The following is a 23776-nucleotide window of genomic DNA, read 5'->3' on the forward strand; positions in this document are numbered from 1 at the left end:
GTGCCTCAGAAGCCCGCCCCGTGACACTGGAACGGCGCGGTGATGCCGGTCGCCGCGGACGCATGCGCCAGCGCCGCTGCCGGGCTCTCGCCCGCGGCGAGCCCAGCATGCAGCGCGGCGAGCAGATCGCACGCATCGTCGTCGCCGACGACCACGGGCGCCGCGATGACGCACCGCGCACCGGCGTGCAGCCACGTGCGCGCCATCCCGAGGGATTCCTCGCCCCAACGCACCGCCGACCGTCCGACTTCGCACGCCGAGAGCACGACGATGTCGGGCACGCGCTGCATTCGTTCGATGTCGTGTCCGAACAGCGCCCCGTCTGCGAGTTCGAGGCCCGAGAACAGCGCGTTGTCAGCCGCATGGCGACCGTGCGCGGCGATATGCAGCACGTCGCACGCCGCCGCGGCTGCCGTGACGGCATCCACCGTCGCCGCGTCGCCGGTCAGCACCGTCGCGTCGGGCCACGCTGCGGCTCCGGCGCGGACCTCTTCGTCGGCACGGGCCACTCGGGGACCGGCCGCGAACTGCACGCGGGTCGCCGGATGCAGCCGGCGCGACGCGATCCAACGCGACAGCGACGGCGCGAGCGTCGTGAGCCGACCGTGCAGCCCCGGCAACAGGGTCCAGGCGAGCCCAGCCAGCAGACCGGGCGCGGTGATCGCGATGCGCGTGGCGCCCGTGCGCGCGAGCGGCGCCTCGACGAGCACCGCCGACAGCTGGGCGAGACGTCGGTCGAGCGAGCGGCGCACGACCTCGCGCATCGGCCCTGGCGGAGCGGATGCCGACATGTCGAAGTCTGCGCGCAACCCGGCCATGAGCTGCGGCAGCTCACGCGCGGCCGGCAGTTCGAACACCTCGGCGTCCTCTGCCGTGACCAGCAGGCAGCGCACGCCGGTGCTGCCGTACACGTACGCCAGCACCGCGGTGTCGGCATCGAGCTGTTGCTGCACGTCGGCCAGGCCGACCCGCACGTCGACGTGGTGGACAGCGCTGGCCGACCACTGCCTGCGGCGCACCCGATCGGCGATCTCGCGCGCACGCCCCGAGCGCAGCCAGTCACCGTCGGGCGATTCGGTGCGCAGCAGCCGCAGTTCGGCGAGGTCTGCCGCGAGTTGCGGATCGGGCGGCGGGCGCAGCGCGACGACCTGCTGACTGAGATGGCGGGCACGCTCCGACCAGTCGAAGATGGTGGCGACATCGCCGGTCGAGATCGCGGCATCCAGCCCGAGCTGCATGAGCGCGCTGCCATGCATGGCGGCGGAGTTCTGCAAGTCGATCGCACCGAATGCGGCCTGCCAATCGGCGAGCTCGTCGAGACCGGCGGCGGCATGGCGCAGCGTGCCGCCGTGATCGCTCGACCGTGCGGCGCGTGCGGCCCGCACCTCGTGCGTGAGCATGCGCACCTCGATCGAGCTCGCCTCGTCGAGCGGTGGCGTCGATCGCGACGGCTCGCCCGCGCGGATGCGCGAGAGCTCACGCGCGAGGCGCAGTGCCGCGGCATCGTTGCGCAGCCCACGTCGGCTGAGGCCGCGGATGGCCCGTTCGACCGCTTCGGCCTGCGGTCGGCGTCCGAGCCCCGCTGCGTGTGCGGCGAACGCCGCGCGCAGCCGCACCGCTTCGGCGCGCCACCGCCAGGTCGTCGCACCCAACCCCTCGAATCGGCGCGCTGCCGCGCCGGCGACGGTTCGCGCGCGCGCAGGATCGTGTCGGAGCAGGGAGCGCGCACGCTGCAGGTCGGCTTCGGCACGCGCCTGCGGCATGCGTTCTCGCCCGAAGGCGTCGGATGCCGAGGCCAGCAGCTGCTCGGCATCTCGGACGAGGCCGGCTTCACGCAGCACCTCGGCGCGGTCGACGTCGCCGATCGCGGCGTTCGCGACCGAGACGGCAGCGATCTGCGGGCGCGCGGACGCCATCTGCGACATCGCCTCGACGAGCTCGCCCCGCAACAGGCGCACGTAGCCGAGGTTGTGCTGTGCCTCGGCGACCTCGACCGGCTGGCCGACGTCCCGGAAGGCCGAAACGGCGAGTTCGAGGTCGGCGGCGGCGGCATCGAGCTCGGAGCGCTGCATGTACAGCACGCTCCGGTTCATCCGAAGATTGGCCTGGGCGAGTGGATCGTCGACGAGTTGCGTGATCGCCAGGTCGAACGCCTCGAGCGCATCGTCCATGCGCCCCTGGTGCGACAGCAGACTCGCGAGCTGACCCGCCAGCACGCCACGCGTGTGATCCGACAATCTGGGCATCGCGAGCGCCTCGCGGCAGATGCGCTCGCCGGCGCTGGGTTCACCCAACTGCGTGAGCACATACGCTCGCGTGCCGGCGATCCGAGCCGCACGCTCCGGATCGTGCTCGACCTCCGCCGCCTCGTCGAGCAGGCGCCGTGCATCGCGGTAGCGACGCTGGTTCGACAGCGCCAGCGCGCGCTCGTAAAGCCCCTCGTCGGTCACTCCCCCAGCATGCCGGAACCGCGGCGGCTCTGCGGCCGCCGCGGTTCCGTCATTCGCCGGTGTCGCTCACCCCGATCTCGTCGTCCACCTCACCGCACGCGGCTGCGATGTCGGGCGTCGGCCCGGATGCCGGCAGTGCCCGCATGCGCGCAGCCACGCGTCCGGCGAACAGCGGTGCCGCGAACGACGTGCCGCTCCACACTGCGAATCCGCCGCGGAAGTCCTCGGGGGCGATCGTGGTGCGACGGCGACGGTACTCGTCGTCGCGGGCCGTTGCCTGCAGTCCACCCAGGAAGTCGGGGATCGTGCTGACGACTGCCGCTCCCGGCGCGTACGTCCGCACCCACGGGCCGACGTTCGAGAACAGGGCCGTCGATCGACAATCGGGGTTGAGTGCGCCGACTGACACGTGCCGCGCACCGCCGTCGGGGGCGATCCCGTTGTCGGCTCCCGGCCACGGCCACAGCGACGCCGGGAAGGCGGGGCGATCGATCGCGTCGTTGCCCGCCGAGACGACCACGGTCGTGCCGAGGTGCCGCAGGCGCGCGAGCAGGTCGTACAGCGCTGTGCTGTAGAGGCCGTCCTGCGGCGTCTCGTGGTAGTACCCGAGCGAGAGGTTGAGCACGTCGACCGGACGCCCTCCCTCCATGCCCTTGCAGAACCGTGCCACGAGGTCGACGACATCGGTGAGCACCTCGAGCAGCAGCGACTCTTCGACCATCCCGAGCGCGTCTGCGAGCCGGATCGCAAGGATGTCGGCATCCGGCGCGGCTTGGCGGACGATCCCCGCGATGAAGGTGCCGTGCCCGGCGACCGGATCGATCTCGCCGTCGAGCGGGCCGTACAGGTCGGGGTAGATCTCGGGATTGGCTTCGTCGTCGAGCCCGACGGCTCGACCGTCGATGCGCACGTCCCTGTCGACGATGTCGTCGGGCAGCCACGCGTGCACCCCCGCGCCGGTGTCGAGCACGGCCACGACGGCGCGGCGCAGCCCCGACTCGATCTCTCCGCGGCGCGGTGCCGCACCGATCCACGCCACCGGCTGACGTCCGCCGAGTCCGGACTCGGCATACTCTCCGACCGGGTTGGTCTTCGTGTACGGGTTCGTCTTCGTGTAGGGATTGGTCTTCGTGTACGGGTTCGTCTTCGTGTAGGGATTGGTCTTCGTGTACGGGTTCAGCCCGACCGGATCGACCGTCAGGATGTGATCGAGCCCCACGCGGTCAAGGCCCGCCCCGGCGAGCACTTTCGCGACCGCCTCGGCCGACGCGTCGGCGCCGAGCTGCGCCTGCCTGAGCGCGTCGCGCCGCAACCGCTGCAGCACGCGCCAGGCGTCGGGCGGCACCGGTGATTCACCGCGCACCGGCTCGTCAGGGGTCGTCAGCAGCACCCGAACGGTGGGGCCCACGCCGATACGGTCGAGTGTCTTCGCGTCGCGTCGGAGCTGATCGGGCGCGGGGACGGCCGCCCATCCGAACGCGGCCGCCGCCTGCTGGACGCGATCGAACAGGTCACCCGAGCCGGTTTTCTCCTGCGCGTCCGTGCCGGTCAGGAGCAGCCGGTCGGGCACGTACGCAGTCTGGAACGCCTCGACGCCCGTGACCGGCTCATCGCCCGGATCGAGGACCACGCCACGGATCACCGATCCGCGCGCACGATCCCGCCACGACCAGCCGTCGGGCAGACCAGGGCCGTTCTCGTCTTTGGGTGCCATCACCGATTCCCCTCACTGTCCGATCGGACGTTCACAATTCGAATCCGGGCGTGCGCAACTCGACGCCGTCGCTCCCCGGCGCGATCCGGAGTCGGGCAGGCCCTGCGGCGACCTCGTCGAACGAGAACCTGCCGCCCTCGACGGGCGTGCTCAGCTCGCGGCTGTCCTGTTCGAGTACGGCTGAAGACGCATCACCGTCGACCCAGCCGTCGATGCGACGCCCACCTCGGTCGGTCACCGTGACATGGATCAGCACGGTCGTGGTGCCGTCGCTGAACTGCAGTGTGAGCAGGTCGGCATCGCCGCGCACGGCGGCCACGGCATCCGACTCGACGAGTGTCAGCAACGCGTATTCGGTCGACAGGTCGTCTGCGGCAACTGCCGCGACCATGCGGTCGATCAGGTCGGCGGGATGCGGGTCGACCCGCTCCCACGTGCGACGCATCGCACGGAACAGGGCGGCGTCGGCCGCGGGCTGTTCAGAGGCCATCGTCATCTCCATTCCATCCTTCTGAAGCCAGGACGGTGCGCAGTTTTCCGAGGCACCGTCCCCGTGTCGGGCCGATCGATCCGATCGGCATGGCCAGGTCTTCGGCGATTCGGGCGTAGTCCGGTCGCTCTTCGAACGCGATCACCTGCAGCAGCCTCCGACAGCGGTCGTCGAGGCCGTGCACCGCCCGCCACAGTCGGGCATCGCGGTCGGCGACTTCGGCACGCCCCTCGGCCGACTCTTCGGGGTCGAGGAGCGGTTCGAGGTCGACCGTCTCGGTCGGCATGGCGCGCTGGTGCGCCTTGCCGACCCGCCACGCTTCGCGGCGGGCGGTGGTCGTGAGCCATCCCGCCACAGCCCGCTCGTCGACGATGCTCTCGTGACGGCGCACGAGCGTCAGCCATGTCGACTGCACGACGTCTTCTGCCGCCGCACGGTCGAGCCCGTACGCGCGCACGACGTGCCACAGCACCGGAGTCAGCAGCCGCACGAGATCGTCCATCGCGCGTGAGTCGCCAGCCCGCCATCGGCGGAAGCTGTCGGTCGCGCGCACCCAGATGCTCGAGGCGTCGTCGATCGCCCCGTCGCCGTCCGTTGGTGGGATCGGCGAGGGGTCGGCATCAGTCATAGCGCCCATTGTGGCCACACCAGAACGAGTGCGGCTACTGGGCTCCTGATACATGTCGACCGAACCGGAATAGAATCGCCTGCATGTCGCCGCTCGTCTACGTCTGCGTGCGCCCGCAACAGGGCGCTGCCGAGGCCGAGTACGAGTCGTTCCGAAGCGCGATGCGCCTCGAGCCCGACGAGCTCGAACGCATCGATCTGGTCCGCGAATCGCTGCCCGACGACGCGTTCACGCGATGGCGCGGCTTCGTCGTCGGCGGCAGCCCGTTCAACGTGACCGACCCCGAGTCGACGAAGACCGACGTGCAGCGCCGCCTCGAAGCCGGCCTCACCCGCATCGCAGAGCGCGCCGCCGACGGTGAGACCGCTGTGCTGTTCACCTGCTTCGGCATCGGCATCGCGACCCGCACACTGGGCGGCGAAGTCACGCGCGCGCACCCCGAAGACACCGGCCCGACCACCGTTGCGTTGACCGACGAGGGCCGCGCCGACCCGCTGTTCGGTTCGCTCGCGCACCGTTTCACTGCGCTCACGGCCCACAAGGAAGGGTCGTCGAAGCCGCCCGCAGGCGCCGTGCTGCTGGCCACGAACGAGGACTGCCCCGTGCAGGCGTACCGCATGGGCGACCGGCTGTACGCGACGCAGTTCCACCCCGAACCGACAGCGCAGGCGTTCACCGAGCGGATGGCCGTCTACCGCGACGACGGCTACTTCGACGCCGGCGACTTCGATGCGATCGCGGCCCGGGTGAACGCGGCGTCGCTGTCGGAGCCGACCCGCATCCTGCGCGCGTTCGCCGCCGCGTTCTGACGTCGGTTCAGTCGGGCGCCGTGCGGGCCCGCATGACCGTCAGCACGAGCGGCACCGCCACGACGACGAACGCGACGACCCACGCTGCGATCGCGACGGTCATGGATGCCGGCTCCCCCGTCGACCGCTGCACCCCGATCCAGAACAGCCCCCACCCCATCGCGAGGCCCGGAGCCAGCCGCCCGTTCGTGATCCACGCGATCGCGACACCGATGACCCCGACGACGACGAGGACGATCACGGCGATGAGTTCACCGGCATCCGCCCACTCTGCGGGTGCGATGACGGTGAGCCAGGCTGTCACGTTGGCGACCGTCGCCAACGCGACCCACCCGAGGTGCAGGCCGACCGACGCGTCGAGCAGCACGACCCCGGTGATGCGCACGCCCGGCATGGTCTGCAGCACGCGCAGGGTGTATCCGAGGGCGACCAGCAACAGCGCGATGGCGACGACCGTGAGCGGCAGGGTGAGCCACTGCGCCGTCAGCAGCCACAGCCCGTTCAATACGGCCGTCAGCGCGACCGGCCACCCGGCCGCGCGGTGCCGTTCGCGAAAGCGCTGCGAGGGAAGCGCCTGCCAGATCGCGTAGCCGATCGTGAGCAGGTAGATCGCGCTCCAGATCGAGAACGCGGGGCGGGCGGGCGCGAGCAGCGTCGCATCGGCGTCGAGCGCGCCGCCCTGCAGCTCGCGCACGTTCGTGCCGCCGAACAGGCCCACACCGATCATCGCCGCGACGATCATGAACACCACGGCGGCGATGACGCCGATCTGTCGGACGGTGTCGGACGGGCGGGCGGTGCGGGGCTCGTCGGTCATGGCCGCCACGCTACGCGGTCCGGCGAGGACGGGTCAGGGCCTTGACACGCCTCGCGTCACACCCCCGAGCCGACGATCACGGCGGCATCCGGCGCGATGACGAAGACGTCGCCGCGCCGCGCCGGCTCGATCGTCGCGAGCAGCACGTCGCCATCGCCGGCCGGAACCTCCCACGGCACCTCGGAGAGGTTCACGAGCACGCGCACCCCGCCGCGTTCCAGTTCGTACACCCGCCCGCCGATCGCCTCGGCTGCCGTCGCGGCGCGCTCGTCGAAACGCGGGTCGGTCAGCTCGGGGCGCTCCCGCCGCAGCGCCGCGAGCCGTCGGTACAGGTCGAGCAGGTCGGCGTGCTCGCCGGCATCCGGCTCCGACCAGTCGAGCTTCGAACGCTCGAACGTCGCCGGGTCGTTCGGGTCGGGAACGAGCGACTCGTCCCATCCCATCGCCGCGAACTCGCGCTTGCGGCCCGCCGCGGTCGCCGCCGCGAGTTCGGGCTCGGGATGCGAGACGAAGAACTGCCACGGGGTGGAGGCGCCCCACTCCTCGCCCATGAACAGCATCGGCGTGCCGGGTGCGGTCATGGTGAGCACGGCGGCGACCTTGCGCCGCTCCGGTGACAGCATCGCGGCGAGCCGGTCGCCGGCGGCACGATTGCCGATCTGGTCGTGGGTCTGCGCGTACGTCACGAGGCGCCACGACGGCGCGGCCTCCGGGATGGGACGACCGTGATCGCGGCCGCGGAACGACGAGTGGGTGCCGTCGTGGAAGAACCCGCCCGTCCAGGTCTTCGGCACCGCGTCCAGCGCCGCGAAGTCGGCGTAGTATCCGACGGTCTCGCCCGTGAGGGCGACGTGGATGGCGTGGTGGAAGTCGTCGGACCACTGCCCGGCGAGTCCGTAGCCGCCGGCCTCACGCGGCAGGAACATCACCGGGTCGTTGAGGTCGCTTTCGGCGATGAGCGACAGCGGCCTGCCGACGTGGGCGCTGAAGGTGTCGGCGGCCTCGGCGAGCTCCTGCAGGATGTGCACGTCGCTGTCTTCGTCATGCAGCGCGTGCACGGCGTCGAGCCGCAGCCCGTCGACGTGGAAGTCGCGCAGCCACATGAGGGCGTTGTCGACGACGAACTGCCGCACCGGCTGCGCGTCGAGGTTGAGGCTGTCACCCCACGTGTTCGCGCGCCCGTCGCGCAGGTAGGGGCCGTACTCGGGCAGGTAGTTGCCGGACGGCCCGAGATGGTTGTAGACGACGTCCTGGATGACGGCGAGGCCCGCGGCGTGGGCGGCATCCACGAACCGGCGGTACGCCTCCGGCCCGCCGTACGCCTCGTGCACCGTGTACCACAGCACGCCGTCATAGCCCCAGTTGTGCGTGCCGTTGAAGCCGTTCACCGGCAGCAGTTCGACGTGTGTGACCCCGAGCGCGACGAGATGGTCGAACTTGGCCACAGCGGCATCCAGCGTGCCTTCGGGGGTGAACGTGCCGACGTGCAGTTCATAGATCACGCCGCCGGCGAGCTGCCGCCCGGTCCACGCGTCGTCGGTCCAGGTGAAGGATGCCGGGTCGTCCCATGCCGACGCCTCATGCACGCCGCGCGGCTGCCGGCGCGACCGCGGGTCGGGCCGCAGGTCGTCCGTGTCGCCGAGCACGAACCCGTACTCGTCACCCCCCGCCAAGTCGACTTCCGCGCGCCACCAGCCGCCGCCTGCCGCGGTCATCTCGACGTCGTCGCACCCGGGCCGGCGCAGCCGCATCCGATCGACCTTCGGACCCCATACCTCGATCATGGTTCCATCGTCGCATCCGTTCGTGACGCCTGGCCACCCGCCCATCGCGTGCAACATTCAGTCCCGCGGTGCGCGGAACACAGGGCGCCCCGCGGAATGACGCGGTTCGGGCACGCGCTCGCCGACGCGGAGACTGAATACTGAACCGATGCGGGCGGTGCCGGGCCCGGATGGGGTGCGCTCAGTCGGCGGGCAGCAGCAGTGCCACCGGGTAGTCGGCGAGCAGGTCGGCCAGCGGCACGGTGCCGGCGTCGAACCGGCGGCCGGTGAACGCGTCGACGGTGGGGGTCTCGTGGCGCAGGAGCGCTGTGTCTCCCCACCCGCCGGCGAGGTCGAGTCCCGCGGGCAGCCGTGTCGCGACGGCGAGCGCGCCGCCCCGGTCGAATGCGACGGCACGATGGGCATGCTCGCCGACGACCGTCATCGGCGTGTACCGGGCGAACAGGTCGGGCCGGTCTCGGCGGGCGCGCAGCGTGCGCGAGACGACCAGCAGCTTCGCAGCCCCGGTGTCGTCGATCGGCGGCTGCCAGCCCTCATCGATCCGGCGCAGCAGCTCACGGCGGATGCCGAAGTCGACGGCGCGGCGATTGTCGGGGTCGACGAGCGACAGGTCCCACAGCTCGCTGCCCTGGTAGACGTCGGGCACGCCGGGCCCCGCGAGCTGCAGCAGCTTCGCGCTCAGCGAGTTCGACCGACCGAACCCGGTGATCCTGCGGGCGAAGCGGTCCACGATCGGCCCGGCCGCGCCGAACGCCGCATCGACCACGGACTCGACAGCGCCCTCGAAGTCGGCGTCGGGCGCCGACCACGACGTGCGCTCCCCCGCCTCGCGGGCGGCCTTGACGCCGTACTCGCGCAGGCGCTCCGCCGATGCGGGCCACGCGCCGACGATCGCCTGCCACAACAGCGCGTCGAACGGCCCGTGCCCCGTGGATGCCACGGCCCGAAGCTCGCCGAGAGTCTCAGCCCACTCGTCAGCGAGTTCGCTCAGCACCGCCAGGCGCGACCGCACATCTTCGCTGCGCTTCGTGTCGTGCGTCGAGAGCGCCGTCATCGTGCGCGGCCACGCGGCCTGCCGTTCCTGCTGCGCCCGGTGGAAGCCGTCGACGTCGAGCGAGAAGTGCGACGGGTCGGCGCCGACCTCGGTCAGCGACCCGAGGCGCGTGTACCGGTAGAACGCGGCATCCTCGACGCCCTTGGCCATGACGGGTCCGGCGGTCTGCATGAACCGGCGCGACAATTCGGACGAGCCGTCCTGCAGTGCGATCGCGAGAGCCATCGCGGCAGGGCCCAGGTCGGGGCGACGGTTCGCGCACTCGCGCGCCGCGGCAACGAGCAGGTCTGCGCCGGCGGGCAGGTAGGCCCGGTAGACGGGAAAGTTTGCGAGCAGTTCGGCGAGCGCGTCGACTGTGTCGGGCTCGTCGCGCAGGTACGCGGGCAGCAACCGCTGGATGCGCAGCACCTCGGGGCGCAGTGCTTCGTCGGCGACGGCGCGTTTGAGGTCGTGCACGAGGTCGTCGTAGGCGGCGCCGGGCTCGCCGCGCAACGCCGTGTCGAGGTCGGCGAGCGCCGTCTCACCCTCGGGGTCGGTGAGCACCCTGTCGATGTCGGCCATCGCGTCGTACCCGGTCGTGCCGTCGACCGCCCACCAGCCGGGCAGGGTCTCGCCGTGCTCGAGGATCTTCTCGACGACGACGTACGGGTCGGTCGCGCCCGCCTCACGCAGCGCCCGGTCGAGGTCCGCGAAGTAGCCGCCGGGGTCTGCCAGCCCGTCGGGGTGGTCGATGCGCAGTCCGTCGACGAGCCCCTCGCGGAACCAGCGCAGAATCTCCACATGGGTCGCGGCGAACACCTCCGGAACCTCGACCCGCACCCCCGCGAGCGTCGTGATCGTGAAGAACCGGCGGTAGTTCAGCGTCTCGCCCTCGCGCTGCCAGAACTCGAGCCGCCAGTGCTGCCGCTCCAGCACGGTGCGGACGGCCTCGGCGCTGGAGGTCTCGACCACCGGAGCGGTGCCCTCGGCCAGCGGCAGCACGTTGTCGTAGTACCGCACGAGCCCGAAGGGCGCGGCATCCGTCGGCACCGGGTCGACCGTCAACTCACCCGCGGCGAGCACGTCGTCCAGCGTGCCACCCAGGATCGGCAGCACGACCCGCCCACCGCCGAAGTCCCAGTCGATGTCGAAGGCCTGCGCGTGCGCCGACTGCCGTCCGCGCGTGAGCACATCCCACCACCACGCGTTGCGACTCGGATCTGCGACGCCCTGATGATTCGGCACGATGTCGACGAGGATGCCGAGGCCCGCCGTCCGGCTCGACGCTGCGAACCGGTCGAGTCCTGCAGCGCCACCCCGCGCCGGGTCGATGCGGCTCGCATCGACGACGTCGTAGCCGTGGTCGGAGCCGGGTGTCGCCTCCAGCAGCGGCGACAGGTACGCCCACCCGACCCCGAGATCGCGCAGGTAGTCGGCGACGTCGGCCGCCGCATCGAGATCGAACGACGACCGGATCTGCAGCCGGTACGTGGAGGTGGGTGTCATCGCACGGTCTCCGTTTCGCGAGGTGCTGCCGGATGGCGCAGGCGTCAGCGCGGCAGCTCGGACTGCGGCGCGTGCGCCGGGATGATCTCGATCGGCGAGGTGTACGCCGCGAGCGACGCCGCCACCGAGTGGTCGACCTCGGGCTCGGGCTCTTCGTGGTCGATGAGCACGACGAGCGACTTGCCCTGCAAGCGCACCTGCTCACCACCGCTGAACGGCGCACTGTCGGCGAGTGCACCGCCGGTGTCGACGATGACCTCCCACCGCGGGCTGAACGCCGCATCGGGGATCGTGAGGTCGACCACGTCGTCACCCGCGTTGAACAGCACGAAGAAGTGTCGGTCGCTGATCGGCTCACCCCGGCGATCGCGCTCGCGGATGCCGTCGCCGTTGAGAAAGACGCCGATCGCGCGCCCGAAGCCGGCATCCCAGTCTTCGGGCTGCATGAGCGACCCATCGGGACGCAGCCACGCGATGTCGGGGATCGGGGCGCCCTCCTCCCGTCTGACGGGGCGGCCGTCGAAGAACCGGCTGCGGCGGAAGGTCGGGTGTTCGCGGCGCAGGCGTGCCAGGGCCGCGGTGAACTCGACGAGCGGCTGGTCGACGGCATCCCAATCGACCCACGTCAGTTCATTGTCCTGCGCGTAGCCGTTGTTGTTGCCGCGCTGCGTGCGCCCCAACTCGTCTCCGTGCGAGATCATCGGCACGCCCTGACTGAGCAGCAGCGTCGCGATGAAGTTGCGCTGCTGGCGGGCCCGCAGGGTGAGGATCGCGGCATCCTTCGTGTCGCCCTCGGCACCGTGGTTGTTGGAACGGTTGTGGCTCTCGCCGTCGTTGCCGTTCTCACCGTTGGCGTCATTGTGCTTCTCGTTGTACGAGACCAGGTCGCGCAGGGTGAACCCGTCGTGGGCGGTGACGAAATTGATGGATGCCACCGGCCAACGCCCCGAGTGCGCATACAGATCCGCCGACCCCGTGATGCGCGAGGCGAACTCGCCGAGCGTCGAGGCCTCGCCGCGCCAGAAGTCGCGGACGGTGTCGCGGTACTTGCCGTTCCACTCGGTCCACTGCGGCGGAAAGTTGCCCACCTGGTAGCCGCCGGGGCCGAGGTCCCACGGCTCTGCGATGAGCTTGACCTGCGAGACCACCGGATCCTGCTGCACCATCTCGAAGAAGGTGGCGAGCTTGTCGACCTCGTAGAATTCGCGGGCCAGGGCCGAGGCGAGATCGAAGCGGAAGCCGTCGACGTGCATTTCGAGCACCCAGTAGCGCAGCGAGTCCATGATCAGCTGCAGCGTGTGGGGGTTACCCACGTTCATGCTGTTGCCGGTGCCGGTGGTGTCGGTGTAGTACCGCTTGTCGTCGGCTTCGATCCGGTAGTACGCGACGTTGTCGATGCCCTTCATCGACAGGGTGGGGCCGAGATGGTTGCCCTCGGCGGTGTGGTTGTAGACGACGTCGAGGATCACCTCGATGCCAGCGGCGTGCATCGCCCGCACCATCGCCTTGAACTCCTGCACCTGCGTGCCGCGCTGGCCCGACGAGGCGTACGTGTTCTGCGGCGCGAGGAAGGCGATCGTGTTGTAACCCCAGTAGTTCGACAGCCCCTTCTCTTGCAGGGTGGAGTCGTTCACGAACTGGTGCACCGGCATGAGCTCGATCGCGGTGACACCGATCTTCTTCAGGTGATCGATGATCGCCGGGTGCGCGAGGGCCGCATAGGTGCCGCGGATCTCTTCGGGAATGTCCGGATGCCGCTGCGTGAGCCCCTTCACGTGTGCCTCGTAGATCACGGTCTCGGCGTAGGGCGTCTTCGGCTGACGGTCGCCCGCCCAGTCGAAGAACGGATTGATGACAACGCCCTTCATCATCTGGGCGGCCGAGTCGTCGTCGTTGCGGGAGTCGGGGTACCCGAAGTCGTACCCGAACACCTCCTGGCCCCACTCGATCTGCCCGTCGACGGCCTTCGCATAGGGGTCGAGCAGCAGCTTGTTCGGGTTGAACCGATGCCCGTTCGCCGGGTCGTTCGGGCCGTGCACGCGGTAGCCGTACCGCTGCCCCGGCTGCACGTGCGGCAGGTAGGCGTGCCAGACGTACGCGTCGACATCCTGCAGCGGCACCCGGGTCTCGAGTCCCTCGTCGTCGAACAGACACAGCTCGACGCGCTCGGCACCTTCGCTGAAGAGGGCGAAATTCGTGCCGTTGCCGTCGAAGGTGGCACCGAGCGGATACGAAGATCCGGGCCAAACCTGCATGCATCCTCCTGGGGCGCTATCGGGTACAGACTCTCCACCCTACTTCGGGCGCGTTTCCACGTGATGTCAGTGCACTGTCATCGCAGCGACAGTTGATCGTCGAGGTAGCCGGCGAGGTCGCGGGTGCCACCGGCCGCGCTCCAGCGCACGATCGGGGTGCCGTCGGCGGCGACCGACAGCGGACCCGACGAACCCCCGGCATCCACCGCCGCCAGATCGATCGGCGCCCAGCCGAGGTGCACCGTCTCGCCGTCGCGGAACCCGCCGCGGAACGCAGCCGCCGCAGTCGCCGCCCGCTGCCGCTGCGACTCGGCCGCGAACCCGCGGATGACCTCTTCGCGCGCCCGGAGGATCTCGCCGGTGGCGAAGACGGCATCGTCTGCGATCAGCAGGACGCCCAGATGCCACGCCGACCCGACGGGCACGATCCTCGGCGCCCGTCCGAACCCGAGCAGCCGCCGCGCCGCCGCGTGATCGCCGAGCCGCTCCTGCCGCTGCCCCGCCAACCGCCGCCGCGCCGCGTCGATCAGCGCACTGGCACTCCCGGGATCCACCACGCCCCCATTCTGTCCTGCGGGGGGAGCGCGGTGGGAGGATGGCGGGATGAGTGCTGTGCATGTCGTGACGGGGGCAGGGTCGGGGATCGGGCAGGCGGTGGCGCAGCGTCTCGCGGCGCGCGGCGACCGACTGGTGCTGGTCGCGCGGGACGCCGGCCGCGCCGATGATCTCGCCGCGGCGTTCCCTGGTGCGACGGCGATCATCGCCGACCTCGGCGACCCGACCGGCTTCGCGGCGGCAGTGGACGGGGCGGGCCTGCCCGAGCGGGTCGACAGCGTCATCCACGCCGCCGGTGTCGTCGACCTCGGCAAGGTCGCCGACCTGCCGGTGGATGCCTGGACCTCGCAGCTCACGGTCAACCTCGTCGCGCCCGCCGAACTCACGCGGCTGCTGCTGCCGCGGGTGCGCGCGGCCCGCGGGCAGGTGCTGTTCGTCAACTCGGGCGCGGGACTGAACGCCCACCCCGAGTGGTCTGCGTACGCGGCATCCAAGCACGGGCTGAAGGCACTCGCCGACGCCCTGCGCGGCGAGGAGGCACCGAACGGCGTGCGCGTGACGACCGTGTACCCCGGCCGCACCGCCACGCCGATGCAGGCGAAGGTGCACGCACAGGAGGGCGCCGCCTACGATCCGGCCGCCTGGATCGACGTCGAGTCGGTCGCCACCGCCGTCGTCACTGCGCTCGACCTGCCACGCGACGCGGTCATCAGCGACCTGACCGTGCGCCCCGGCCCCCGCTGAGCCGGCGGCGCGGTCAGATGCCGCCGTCGACCGAGCGCGGGTAGCTCGCCGCTTCATCGGGCACCATGACCGGCGTCTCGCGGTTGAGGCTCTGGCCCGAGAAGAACCGCTTCGAGCGCGGGAACATGTACCAGACGAACATCAGCACGACGCCGACCAGCAGCGCCCCGACGCCGACGACGAACGTCGAGCCGACCCCGAGCAGCGTGCCCGAGTAGCCGTAGTCGGGGTCGAGCATGTCGATCGCCGATTGGATGAACGCGTAGGTGAGCAGGAGCGCACCGGCCAGCGGCAGCAAGAACTTGTAGACGAAGTTGCGCCCCGAGGTGAACAGTTCGTCCTTGAAGTACCAGACGCACGCGTACCCGGTGATGGCGTAGTAGAACGCGATCGCAAGTCCCAACGAGGCGATCGTGTCCTGCATGATGCTGTCGCTGATGAGGGTCATGCCGACGTAGTAGATCGACGCGACCACGCCCATCACGAGCGTCGAGAACGACGGGGTCTTGTAGGTGGGGTGCACCTGCTTGAACCTCGCGGGGAGCGCCCGGTAGACGCCCATCGCGAGCGTGCCGCGGGCGGTCGGGAGGATGGTCGTCTGCGTCGACGAGACGGCCGAGATGAGCACTGCGATCACGAGGAACCACCCCATCGGGCCGAGCAGCCCGTCTTTGATCGCGAGGAAGAAGTCGTCGGCGTTCGCCTCGTTGCCCAGGCCCACACCACTCTCACCGAGGCCCGCGTACATCATCGCCGCGATCGTCACACCGACGTAGGTGAACAGCAGGATGACGCAGGTCAGCAGCGCCGCGAGCCCCGGGATGCGCTTGGGGTCCTTCGTCTCCTCGTTCAGGGCGAGGCAGGTGTCCCAGCCCCAGTAGATGAAGAGGGCGTACAGCACCGCCTCGGTGAACCCGCTCCACTCCTCGAACGCGAGCGGGTTCATCCACTCCCACGAGAACGGCGTCGGGTTCGGCGCGGTGCCGCCGAAGAAGTGCCACAGCGCCGCGACCACGAACAGGGCGAGGGCGAGATACTGGATGCCGAGGAGCACGTTCTGGATGCGCTCACCGATCTCGACCCCGCGCCAACTGACCCACGTCATCGCGGCGATGAAGAAGACGGCGACGATGATGATGCGCCAGTCGTTGTTCTGCTCGAACTCCATCCCGAACATGGCCCAGAAGTAGATGGAGGCGACCTGCGCGAGGTTGGCGAGTACGACCATGCCGGCCACCGCGACGCCCCACCCGCCCATCCAGCCCACCCACGGCCCGAACGCCTTCGTGCCCCACGTGAAGGTGGTGCCGCAGTCGGGCACGGCGTTGTTGAGCTCGCGGTAGGCGAAGGCGATGAACAGCATCGGCACGAAGGCGACGATGAAGGCGATGGGCGCCTGCGCGCCGACGGCGAGCACGACCCAGCCGAGGGTCGCGACCAGCGAGTAGACCGGCGCCGTCGAGGCGAGCCCGATGACGGTCGAGCCGAACAGGCCGAGAGTGCCGGTTGCGAGCCCCTTGCCGTCTTGCCGCTCGAATTTGATCGGCTCGGTTGCAGTCATGGCATCCGCCCCTTCGAACACGACGCTCGGGTGCGTCGAGCGGTGGCCCCGTCGCCGCCGCTGATCGCAGACTACTCCCGAGGTGTGCGCCTCGTGGGGTAAACCGAGTCCGGTCTTCGGTGGTGGTTCAGACGGTCTGACGGCGTGTCTCGCGACGGATGCAGGAACTCGGCGATCCGCGTCGCTCAGACGAGCGCTGCGGCCTGGCGGGCGGCGCCGAGCGCGACGTACTCGCCGGGCGGCGGCACCTCGACCGGGACGCCGAGCACCAGCGGTGCGATCTCGCGCACCGCCTGAGACTGTGCCCCGCCGCCGACGAGCAGGGCGCGTTCGATCGGCACGCCGAGCGCGCGGATCGCGTCGAGGCCGGCGGCAAGGCCCGACAGCATCCCTTCGACGGCAGCCCTGGCGAGGTTTTCGCGGGTCGTGGATGCCAGGGTCATGCCGGTCAGCGATGCCGACGCGTCGGGCAGGTTCGGAGTACGCTCCCCCTCGAAGTACGGCACGAGCGCGAGCCCGGCGGCCGACGATGCGACGCTGACGGCAGCACTGGAATCCTCGGACGCCGGTTCGGTGGGTGACGAGCTCGCCCGCCAGCGCCGCATCCTCGCGACAGCGCTCGCGAACGCCGTCAACGTGCTCAATCCGGCACTCATCGTGCTGGGCGGCTTTCTCGGCGATGTCGCCGGCGACGGCGACGACCTCACGCGGCTGGTCCGCGCGAAGGCGATGCACGCGAACGGCGAAGATCTGCGCACCCGCCGTGCTTCATTGGCCGCTGACCGCCTGCACATCGGCGCCGCCGAGCTCGCGTTTTCGCGCGTCGTGAACGATCCAGTCGACGCCTGATCGAGTTCGATCGCGTACGGCGCGTTGTGCCGATCTTCAGCCAGGACCGATACCCTGGGGGTCGGATCTGTGACGCCGTTCCGTATCCCAAGCCGTTGTCCCCAGCTTCGGCGTGTGGCCTTTCCCCAGAGGGCCCCACATCGCGGCGGCGGGAGGATCCGAGGTTCCCCTCAGGGGCCAGTCGTCAAGCAGCGCTCCTGAGGGGAACCTTCTCATATCGGAAGAGGGGAGCCACCCCCATGGCTCCCCGTCGCCCCCAGTTCGATCCCCAATTCGGATGCTCCAGGGCCGTCCCCCAACGGCTCCTGGTGCCTCCGTGGGCCTCACTGTAGCTTGTCCCCCAGATGGGGGACAAGCGGCTTCCGTAGGAAACTTTTCTCTAACTCGCACCGCCACTCCCATAGGATGGGCGTCACGAAGCGGGTGCCCTCACGTGGCCCGCGCCCTGCGGATACTCGCGCAGGGCACCTACGTCGCTCCCCGAGACGTAGCGCGCGAGTGCCCCCGAACCCGGAGCGCCCATGCACTCGCGAGTCCCACTCGCCGTTGGCGAGTCGTCACCCCCTACCGGTGGTCAGCGCGCCCTTCCGACGCTCCTCGAGCGCCCCCTCCCCTGGGTGCTCGCCTCAGGGATCGTACTGTGCCTCGGCATCGTCGTGTCGGCATTGTCCACAACCGATCCCATGTGGTGGGTGCTGTACTTCAGCCACCTCGGCACCTTCGGCGACCTGTCGAGCCACGTCTTCAACGCCGGGCTCATCCTGTGCGGTGCGATCGTCGTGTTCTCGGCGATCCCGGTGCGGCTGTTCATCGAGCGCGCCCTCGAGGCCGGCGCGATCGCCGACGTGCGCACACGCCACGTGCTCCCACCCATCGTGCTGGTCATGGGCGTCAGCCTCTCGATGATCGGCGTCGTGCCGGTGAGCACGAACGAGTTCCTGCACGACCGGGCGGCGAACGGCGTGCTCCTGTCGTTCCTCGCGATGGTCGTCGCGTGTCGCATCATGCTCCCCGAGATCCCGCCGGCGCTGCATCGCTGGGCTGTGATCGGCGTGACGACGCTGATCGTCGGGATCATCGCCATGATAACCGGCGTCATCAATCTGACCCTGTTCGAGGTGATCGCCTTCGGCACGATCCTGACGTGGGTGCAACTGATCCAGTCGGCACTCGCGCGGATCGCGGTGCAGCCGGGCCGCGACGAGGATGCCGCCGAACTCGTCGAACAGGCCACCCCCGAGCTGCGCCGGGCATACACGCCCGCACACCGTCCGGGGTTCGCTGCGACGACGTCGCAGCGCGCGACCCGGCTGCGCATCCTGCACCGGGCGCCGACGCGCGCGCCGTCGCGCCCACGAAACAGCCGGTCGGTCAGCCAGTGGCGTCCGCCGCGGGCAGCGGTGCACTGATCCCGGCGAAGATCTGCGGCAGGGTCTGCTGCACGAATGGCGACGTCGCGAAGGTGCGCTCGTCACCGCCCGACATCACCCACGCTTCGAAGGACCGTTCGTAGGCGAGGATGACGAGCCGTACGGCAAGCACGGGCTCCCAGGTGAACTGACGGTTCAGTCGCGCCATGAGCGTGAGGAACGCATCGAGCAGCGCCGGCACGAAGCTGCGCTCGGAGTCGGCGACCTCGGCGTGTCCCGTGCGCCCCGCGAGCGCGTCGGCCCGTTCGCGGGAGCGGATCACGAGCGAGGCCCAATCCATCGGCCAGGCCTCGGCGAGGGCGACGGCTGCTTCGCGGAGGTCGTCGTCGGGCGAGACCGGAGTGAAGCGCCCGGCAGCGCTCGTGAGCCGTCCTGCGCATTCGTCGATGAGCTGCTGGTTCACGGCGCGCAGCAGGTCTGCGTTCGTCGGAAACAGGGTGCGAAGCGCACGGACCGAGACGCCCGCACCGTCGGCGAGGTCGTCGATGAGCTCGTCGGAGATGCCGTCAGAGAGCGGAAGCATGGCCCGCGCGAGCGTGAGCACGCGTGCACGTGCGGTCGACCTCGGGTCGTCCCGTCCGTTCCGGCCATCATCCTTGCTCGCCACGCTCGAAACTCTACCCGCGCACCCACACCGCGGGCCCCGACAACGGAGTCCCCCAAACGGCCGACATGCGCATTCTGCGAACCCGTGTCACCCTAGATGCGTATACAAATCGATTTGTATACGTCTGCATCAGAAGGGAAACCAGAGAAATGCACACGAAGAGACGGCGCATCGCGCGCCTGATCGCCGGGGGAGCCTCGGCAGCCGCGCTCGTCGCGACCGCCCTGGTCGGCACGTCGACGGCTGCCACTGCGGCACCGGCGGATGAACTGCAGGATGGGCCCGAGCCCACGATCCACACCCAGGAGGCCTACGCCCCCGAAGACGACTTCACCGCGAAGTGGACGCGTGCCGACGCCCGCCAGCTGGTGCGCCTGTCGGACCCCGACGCTCCGTCGCGGGAGAACTCCATGCCCACCTCGCTCACCATGCCGACGGTCCCGCAGGACTTTCCCGACATGTCGGACGAGCAGGTGTGGGTGTGGGACACCTGGCCGCTGACCGATGAGGACGGCAACCAGTACTCGGTGAACGGGTGGGAGATCATCTTCTCGCTCGTCGCAGACCGCGACCTCGGCTTCGACGACCGTCACGTCTACGCGAAGATCGGATACTTCTACCGTCCGGCCGACATCGCTGCCGAGGACCGCCCGGAAGACGGCGGCTGGACCTACGGCGGCCTCGTCTTCAAGGAGGGCGTGACGGGCAAGATCTTCGAAGACCAGTCGTACAGCCACCAGACCCAGTGGTCGGGCTCCGCGCGCATCTTCAAGAACGGCGAGATCAAGCTGTTCTTCACCGACGTCGCGTTCTACCGCGATGAGAGCGGTGCCGACATCAAGCCCTACGACCCGCGCATCGCGCTGAGCGTGGGCAAGGTGCACACCACGAAGAAGAAGGTCAAGCTGACCGGCTTCAACAAGGTGACCGACCTGCTGCAGGCCGACGGCGAGTACTACCAGACCGGTGAGCAGAACCCGTACTTCAACTTCCGCGACCCGTTCACCTTCGAAGACCCCGACAACCCCGGCAAGACCTACATGGTCTTCGAGGGCAACACCGCCATGGCGCGTGAAGAGGCGTACTGCACCGAAGAAGACCTCGGCTACCGCGAAGGTGACCCCTACGCCGAGACGGTCGACGAGGTCAACGCGTCGGGCGCGACGTACCAGATCGCGAACGTCGGCCTTGCGGTCGCGAAGAACAAGCAGCTCACCGAATGGGAGTTCCTGCCGCCGATCCTCTCGGCCAACTGCGTGACCGACCAGACCGAACGCCCGCAGTTCGTCTTCAAGGACGGCAAGGCGTATCTGTTCACGATCACGCACCGCAGCACCTACGCGGCGGGGATCGACGGGCCGGAAGGTGTCTACGGATTCGTCGGCGACGGCATCCGGAGCGACTTCCAGCCGCTCAACGGCGGCTCGGGTCTCGCGCTCGGCAACCCGACGAACCTGAACTTCTGGCAGGGGCAGCCGTTCGCTCCCGACTACAACCAGCACCCCGGCGCATTCCAGGCGTATTCGCACTACGTCATGCCGGGCGGTCTGGTGCAGTCGTTCATCGACACGATCGGCACCTCGGACGACTTCGTCCGCGGCGGCACGCTCGGCCCCACCGTGAAGATGGACATCGACGGCGACACGACGTCGGTCGACTACTCCTACGGCGACGGCGGTCTCGGCGGCTGGGCGGATGTCCCGGCCAACAAGAACCTCGTCACCAAGGGCAAGAAGAACTGACACGCGACGGCGCGTGCTCCCCACCGGGGGCACGCGCCGTCCCGCGTCCGCATTCCGCTCCGACCCGAAGGAGTCCGCATGGAGCCGCGCTCAGACCGGCGCCGCCTGACGATCCTCTCGATCGCCATGGCGGCGGTCGTCGTGCTCGCCACGGTGCTCGCGATCGCGCTCGCGCGCCCCGACACCGAGGTCACCCCCACCCCGACACCCGAGCACACCGAGGCGGCCGACCCCTACCGTCTGCCTGCGGGCGAAGACCCCGCCCGGCCGGCGATCCACCTGACTCCCGCCCAGCACTGGATGAACGATCCGCAGCGCCCGTTCTTCCTCGACGGGCTGTGGCACTTCTACTACCTCTACAACGCCGACCACCCCGACGGGAACGGCACGGCGTGGTACCACGCAACCTCCACCGATCTCGTGCACTGGACCGACCGCGGCGTCGCGATCGACAAGTACACGAACGGCCTCGGCGACATCTGGACCGGCACAGCCGTCGTCGACCACGACAACACCGCCGGATTCGGTGCCGGAGCCGTCATCGCGCTCGTGACGCAGCAACACGACGGTGTGCAGCGGCAGTCGCTGTTCTTCTCCACCGACGGCGGTGACACCTTCGCCTCGTACGACGGCAACCCGGTCATGGACAATCCCGGCACCCCGGACTGGCGCGACCCTCGGGTGCTGTGGGACGAGGCCGCCGGGCAATGGGTCATGGCGCTCGCAGAGGGTGAACGCATCGGGTTCTATACCTCCCCCGACCTGAAGACGTGGACGTACCAGTCCGACGTGACGGCAGCAGATCTGGGCGTGCTCGAGTGTCCGGATCTGTTCGTGATGTCGGTCGACGGCGACCCGGAACGCACCCAGTGGATCCTGATGGCGGGCGCCAATGGCGAAGCCGAGGGGATGACCACCGGCACGGTCTACTGGACCGGCGCCTGGGACGGCGAACGGTTCACTCCGGACGAGCAGGGGCACCGGTGGCTCGACCGCGGCGCCGACTACTACGCGGCCGTCACCTGGGACGATCCATCACTCAGCGACGACGACCGCCTTGCCCAGCGGTACGGCATCGGTTGGCTCAACAACTGGGCGTACGCGGGACAGGTGCCCGGCGAACAGTTCGCCGGCGGGTCCGACAGCATCATCCGCGAGCTGCGGCTCGTGTCGGACGGCGACGCCACCCTGCTCGCATCGACCCCCTCACGCACCATCGACGGCCTCGCGGGCCCGGCGCTCGAGACCGCGAGCGCCGTCGTCGAACCCGGTGCCACGATCTCGCTGGGCGAACCGGATGCCGAAGCCTATCGCCTCACCGTCGACCTGCAGGTCGAGGAATCGACCTCGGAGGCACGCATCCGCATCCCCCGCGGCGACGGTTTCGCGACGGTCGGCTACGACGCGGCAGCCGGCGAAGTGTTCGTCGCGCGCGACGCGGACGCGATCGCCGGCGACATGCCCGAGGCGTATCGCGTGGTGCGCACCGCGCCGGAATCGCCGCGTGATGGCGTGGTCAGGCTCGACATCATCGTCGACGCCGCATCGATCGAGGTGTTCACCGGGTCGGGACGCGCGACGCTCAGCATGGTCTCCGGGCAGGGCGCCGAGCGGCGCGAAGCGTCCGCGATCGGGCTCGGCGCCGAGCGGGGCACCGTCACGCTCGCAGCGGCGACGCTCGTGCCGCTGCGAGCGGCACCCGTCGCGCGGGCGGAGTGACTCAGCGCGTCGGCGGTGCGACCGACGCTCGCTCGACGAGGCGGCCAGGTAACTGATGCACGCGCCCGGGGCGCTCGTCGGTAGCGCCGTCGATGCGGTCGAGGAGCCGTTCCATCCCCCACCGCCCCATCTGCTCGTGCGGCAGCGCGACGGTGGTGAGCCCGGGGTCGAGTGCGTCCGCGACCGGAAACAGGTCATCGATGCCGACGATCGAGACGTCTTCGGGCACCCGCAGGCCGAGCCGGCCCGCCGCCTGCATGACCCCCATCGCGATCTGGTCGTTGAAGCACACGACCGCCGTCGGGCGGTCGGCGCGGTCGAGCAGTCTCGCGCCGGCTTCTCGCCCGCCTGCGGCATCCGAGGCGACGTGGACGATGCGGTCGTCGGGCAGCGCGACTCCCGCGTCGCCGAGGATCGTTCGGACGGCAAGCGCTCTGCCTCGAGAGGCGCGTGAATCGTCGTTCGTCGTCGCGTACGCGATCTCGCGGTGCCCCAGGCGCAGCGGCACCTCGCACGCGAGCGCGGCGATCTGCGCCTCGTCGGGCACGACGGCATCCACATGCCAGCCCGGGTCGGGTGCAGCGTCGATGAGCACGATCGGAACGTCTGCCGAGAGTCTCGGTCGAGCGATGCGCTGGTTGTAGTTTCGCGCGAGCAGCAGGCCGTCGACGCGCTGCGCCAGCATCCGGTCGACGAGCGCGCTCTCCTCGGCTTCGTCGCCCTCGGTCTCGACGACCAGCAGCAGCACGTCGCGCTCGAGCCCTGCGGCACGGGCTCCCGCGATGATGCGGCCGGCGAACGGCGTCGTCGCGACATGGTCGCCGATGAACCCGACGATGCCGGTCCGCTGCCGGCGCAGGCCGCTCGCGACACGGTCGGGCGCGTACCCGAGCTCTCGGGCGACGACGAGGATGCGCTCCCGCGTCTGCGCGTTGACGCTCCGCGCGCCGCTCAACGCGTGCGAGACGGTCGTCGGCGACACGCCGGCCACCCGCGCGACGTCGCTGATGCGCGCACGTCCACCGTGCGCGCGCTGATCGACGTCCGCCCCCATCGCTCCAGCGTAGCGACGGGGGCGGACGT

18 protein-coding genes and 1 pseudogene are annotated in these 23776 nt (G+C 70.0%); 6 read left to right on the forward strand and 13 right to left on the reverse strand.

The features are described 5' to 3' along the window. Positions 1 to 5: 5 nt before the first annotated feature. From AC3ENX_RS04805 to AC3ENX_RS04820, 4 genes are read right to left on the reverse strand one after another with little or no spacing between them, the layout of a single operon-like run. The gene (locus AC3ENX_RS04805; protein WP_434810719.1) at positions 6 to 2450 is read right to left on the reverse strand and encodes a CHAT domain-containing protein; all 2445 of its coding nucleotides are present in this window, start codon (positions 2448 to 2450) and stop codon (positions 6 to 8) included. Positions 2451 to 2499: 49 nt separating this feature from the next. After that, on the reverse strand, positions 2500 to 4164 hold the full coding sequence (locus AC3ENX_RS04810; protein ID WP_434810720.1) for a S8 family peptidase: 1665 nt from the start codon (positions 4162 to 4164) through the stop codon (positions 2500 to 2502). Positions 4165 to 4195: 31 nt separating this feature from the next. Beyond that, positions 4196 to 4654: a hypothetical protein gene (locus tag AC3ENX_RS04815; protein WP_434810721.1), complete on the reverse strand. Its 459-nt coding sequence runs from the start codon at positions 4652 to 4654 to the stop codon at positions 4196 to 4198. Continuing rightward, a complete protein-coding gene (locus tag AC3ENX_RS04820) occupies positions 4644 to 5282 on the reverse strand; it encodes an RNA polymerase sigma factor (protein ID WP_434810722.1) in 639 nt (212 codons plus the stop codon). Before AC3ENX_RS04820 ends, AC3ENX_RS04815 begins: the two co-directional genes overlap by 11 nt. Positions 5283 to 5365: 83 nt before the next feature. On the opposite strand from AC3ENX_RS04820, the gene AC3ENX_RS04825 reads away from it, so the two are divergent. Further along, on the forward strand, positions 5366 to 6091 hold the full coding sequence (locus AC3ENX_RS04825) for a glutamine amidotransferase-related protein (protein WP_434810723.1): 726 nt from the start codon (positions 5366 to 5368) through the stop codon (positions 6089 to 6091). Positions 6092 to 6098: 7 nt separating this feature from the next. Here AC3ENX_RS04825 and AC3ENX_RS04830 read toward each other — a convergent pair whose 3' ends face one another. The 5 genes from AC3ENX_RS04830 to AC3ENX_RS04850 form a co-directional block, all read right to left on the reverse strand. Continuing rightward, positions 6099 to 6908, reverse strand: a complete 810-nt coding sequence (locus AC3ENX_RS04830) for a tryptophan-rich sensory protein (protein ID WP_434810724.1) — start codon at positions 6906 to 6908, stop codon at positions 6099 to 6101. A gap of 56 nt (positions 6909 to 6964) precedes the next feature. Next, positions 6965 to 8692, reverse strand: a complete 1728-nt coding sequence (treZ, locus tag AC3ENX_RS04835) for a malto-oligosyltrehalose trehalohydrolase (protein WP_434810725.1) — start codon at positions 8690 to 8692, stop codon at positions 6965 to 6967. Positions 8693 to 8873: 181 nt separating this feature from the next. Further along, positions 8874 to 11231 (reverse strand): malto-oligosyltrehalose synthase, encoded by a 2358-nt coding sequence (gene treY / locus AC3ENX_RS04840; protein WP_434810726.1) that lies wholly within the window; start codon positions 11229 to 11231, stop codon positions 8874 to 8876. A gap of 44 nt (positions 11232 to 11275) precedes the next feature. Continuing rightward, positions 11276 to 13486 carry a glycogen debranching protein GlgX gene (glgX, locus tag AC3ENX_RS04845; protein ID WP_434810727.1) on the reverse strand — a complete coding sequence of 737 codons (2211 nt, stop codon included), beginning with the start codon at positions 13484 to 13486 and terminating at the stop codon, positions 11276 to 11278. A 77-nt stretch (positions 13487 to 13563) separates the two neighbouring features. After that, positions 13564 to 14043, reverse strand: coding sequence for a glutaminase (locus AC3ENX_RS04850; protein ID WP_434810728.1), 480 nt, complete (start codon positions 14041 to 14043; stop codon positions 13564 to 13566). Between the two features lie 46 nt (positions 14044 to 14089). Between AC3ENX_RS04850 and AC3ENX_RS04855 the strand changes: the two genes are divergently transcribed. Then, on the forward strand, positions 14090 to 14785 hold the full coding sequence (locus AC3ENX_RS04855; RefSeq protein WP_434810729.1) for an SDR family oxidoreductase: 696 nt from the start codon (positions 14090 to 14092) through the stop codon (positions 14783 to 14785). A 13-nt stretch (positions 14786 to 14798) separates the two neighbouring features. Here the strand turns inward: AC3ENX_RS04855 and AC3ENX_RS04860 are convergent, their stop codons facing one another. Together AC3ENX_RS04860 and AC3ENX_RS04865 are read right to left on the reverse strand one after the other, a co-directional pair. After that, positions 14799 to 16346: an APC family permease gene (locus AC3ENX_RS04860; protein ID WP_434810730.1), complete on the reverse strand. Its 1548-nt coding sequence runs from the start codon at positions 16344 to 16346 to the stop codon at positions 14799 to 14801. Between the two features lie 185 nt (positions 16347 to 16531). After that, positions 16532 to 16870: pseudogene (locus tag AC3ENX_RS04865) on the reverse strand (FGGY-family carbohydrate kinase); the annotation flags it as partial. Here AC3ENX_RS04865 and AC3ENX_RS04870 point away from each other — a divergent pair. Both AC3ENX_RS04870 and AC3ENX_RS04875 read left to right on the forward strand, forming a co-directional pair. Further along, positions 16788 to 17195 carry an ROK family protein gene (locus AC3ENX_RS04870; protein ID WP_434810731.1) on the forward strand — a complete coding sequence of 136 codons (408 nt, stop codon included), beginning with the start codon at positions 16788 to 16790 and terminating at the stop codon, positions 17193 to 17195. The pseudogene AC3ENX_RS04865 and the gene AC3ENX_RS04870 overlap by 83 nt on opposite strands. A gap of 617 nt (positions 17196 to 17812) precedes the next feature. Continuing rightward, on the forward strand, positions 17813 to 18604 hold the full coding sequence (locus tag AC3ENX_RS04875; RefSeq protein ID WP_434810732.1) for a DUF998 domain-containing protein: 792 nt from the start codon (positions 17813 to 17815) through the stop codon (positions 18602 to 18604). Here AC3ENX_RS04875 and AC3ENX_RS04880 read toward each other — a convergent pair. Beyond that, positions 18567 to 19232: a hypothetical protein gene (locus AC3ENX_RS04880; protein WP_434810733.1), complete on the reverse strand. Its 666-nt coding sequence runs from the start codon at positions 19230 to 19232 to the stop codon at positions 18567 to 18569. The two genes, AC3ENX_RS04875 and AC3ENX_RS04880, sit on opposite strands and share 38 nt — an antisense overlap. Positions 19233 to 19381: 149 nt before the next feature. On the opposite strand from AC3ENX_RS04880, the gene AC3ENX_RS04885 reads away from it, so the two are divergent. Together AC3ENX_RS04885 and AC3ENX_RS04890 are read left to right on the forward strand one after the other, a co-directional pair. Beyond that, positions 19382 to 20974: a glycoside hydrolase family 68 protein gene (locus tag AC3ENX_RS04885; RefSeq protein ID WP_434810734.1), complete on the forward strand. Its 1593-nt coding sequence runs from the start codon at positions 19382 to 19384 to the stop codon at positions 20972 to 20974. Between the two features lie 78 nt (positions 20975 to 21052). Continuing rightward, on the forward strand, positions 21053 to 22693 hold the full coding sequence (locus AC3ENX_RS04890; protein WP_434810735.1) for a glycoside hydrolase family 32 protein: 1641 nt from the start codon (positions 21053 to 21055) through the stop codon (positions 22691 to 22693). A gap of 1 nt (position 22694) precedes the next feature. Here AC3ENX_RS04890 and AC3ENX_RS04895 read toward each other — a convergent pair whose 3' ends face one another. Beyond that, positions 22695 to 23747 (reverse strand): LacI family DNA-binding transcriptional regulator, encoded by a 1053-nt coding sequence (locus AC3ENX_RS04895; protein WP_434810736.1) that lies wholly within the window; start codon positions 23745 to 23747, stop codon positions 22695 to 22697. Positions 23748 to 23776: the final 29 nt, after the last annotated feature.

It is taken from the genome of Microbacterium sp. bgisy189 (genome assembly GCF_057707225.1).

Coding starts and splice junctions, on each gene's coding strand:
- AC3ENX_RS04810 (WP_434810720.1), bottom strand. CDS start 4,164: ATGGCACCCAAAGACGAGAACGGCCCTGGTCTGCCCGACGGCTGGTCG.
- AC3ENX_RS04815 (WP_434810721.1), bottom strand. CDS start 4,654: ATGGCCTCTGAACAGCCCGCGGCCGACGCCGCCCTGTTCCGTGCGATG.
- AC3ENX_RS04820 (WP_434810722.1), bottom strand. CDS start 5,282: ATGACTGATGCCGACCCCTCGCCGATCCCACCAACGGACGGCGACGGG.
- AC3ENX_RS04825 (WP_434810723.1), top strand. CDS start 5,366: ATGTCGCCGCTCGTCTACGTCTGCGTGCGCCCGCAACAGGGCGCTGCC.
- AC3ENX_RS04830 (WP_434810724.1), bottom strand. CDS start 6,908: ATGACCGACGAGCCCCGCACCGCCCGCCCGTCCGACACCGTCCGACAG.
- treZ (WP_434810725.1), bottom strand. CDS start 8,692: ATGATCGAGGTATGGGGTCCGAAGGTCGATCGGATGCGGCTGCGCCGG.
- treY (WP_434810726.1), bottom strand. CDS start 11,231: ATGACACCCACCTCCACGTACCGGCTGCAGATCCGGTCGTCGTTCGAT.
- glgX (WP_434810727.1), bottom strand. CDS start 13,486: ATGCAGGTTTGGCCCGGATCTTCGTATCCGCTCGGTGCCACCTTCGAC.
- AC3ENX_RS04855 (WP_434810729.1), top strand. CDS start 14,090: ATGAGTGCTGTGCATGTCGTGACGGGGGCAGGGTCGGGGATCGGGCAG.
- AC3ENX_RS04860 (WP_434810730.1), bottom strand. CDS start 16,346: ATGACTGCAACCGAGCCGATCAAATTCGAGCGGCAAGACGGCAAGGGG.
- AC3ENX_RS04870 (WP_434810731.1), top strand. CDS start 16,788: ATGCCGGTCAGCGATGCCGACGCGTCGGGCAGGTTCGGAGTACGCTCC.
- AC3ENX_RS04885 (WP_434810734.1), top strand. CDS start 19,382: ATGCACACGAAGAGACGGCGCATCGCGCGCCTGATCGCCGGGGGAGCC.
- AC3ENX_RS04890 (WP_434810735.1), top strand. CDS start 21,053: ATGGAGCCGCGCTCAGACCGGCGCCGCCTGACGATCCTCTCGATCGCC.
- AC3ENX_RS04895 (WP_434810736.1), bottom strand. CDS start 23,747: ATGGGGGCGGACGTCGATCAGCGCGCGCACGGTGGACGTGCGCGCATC.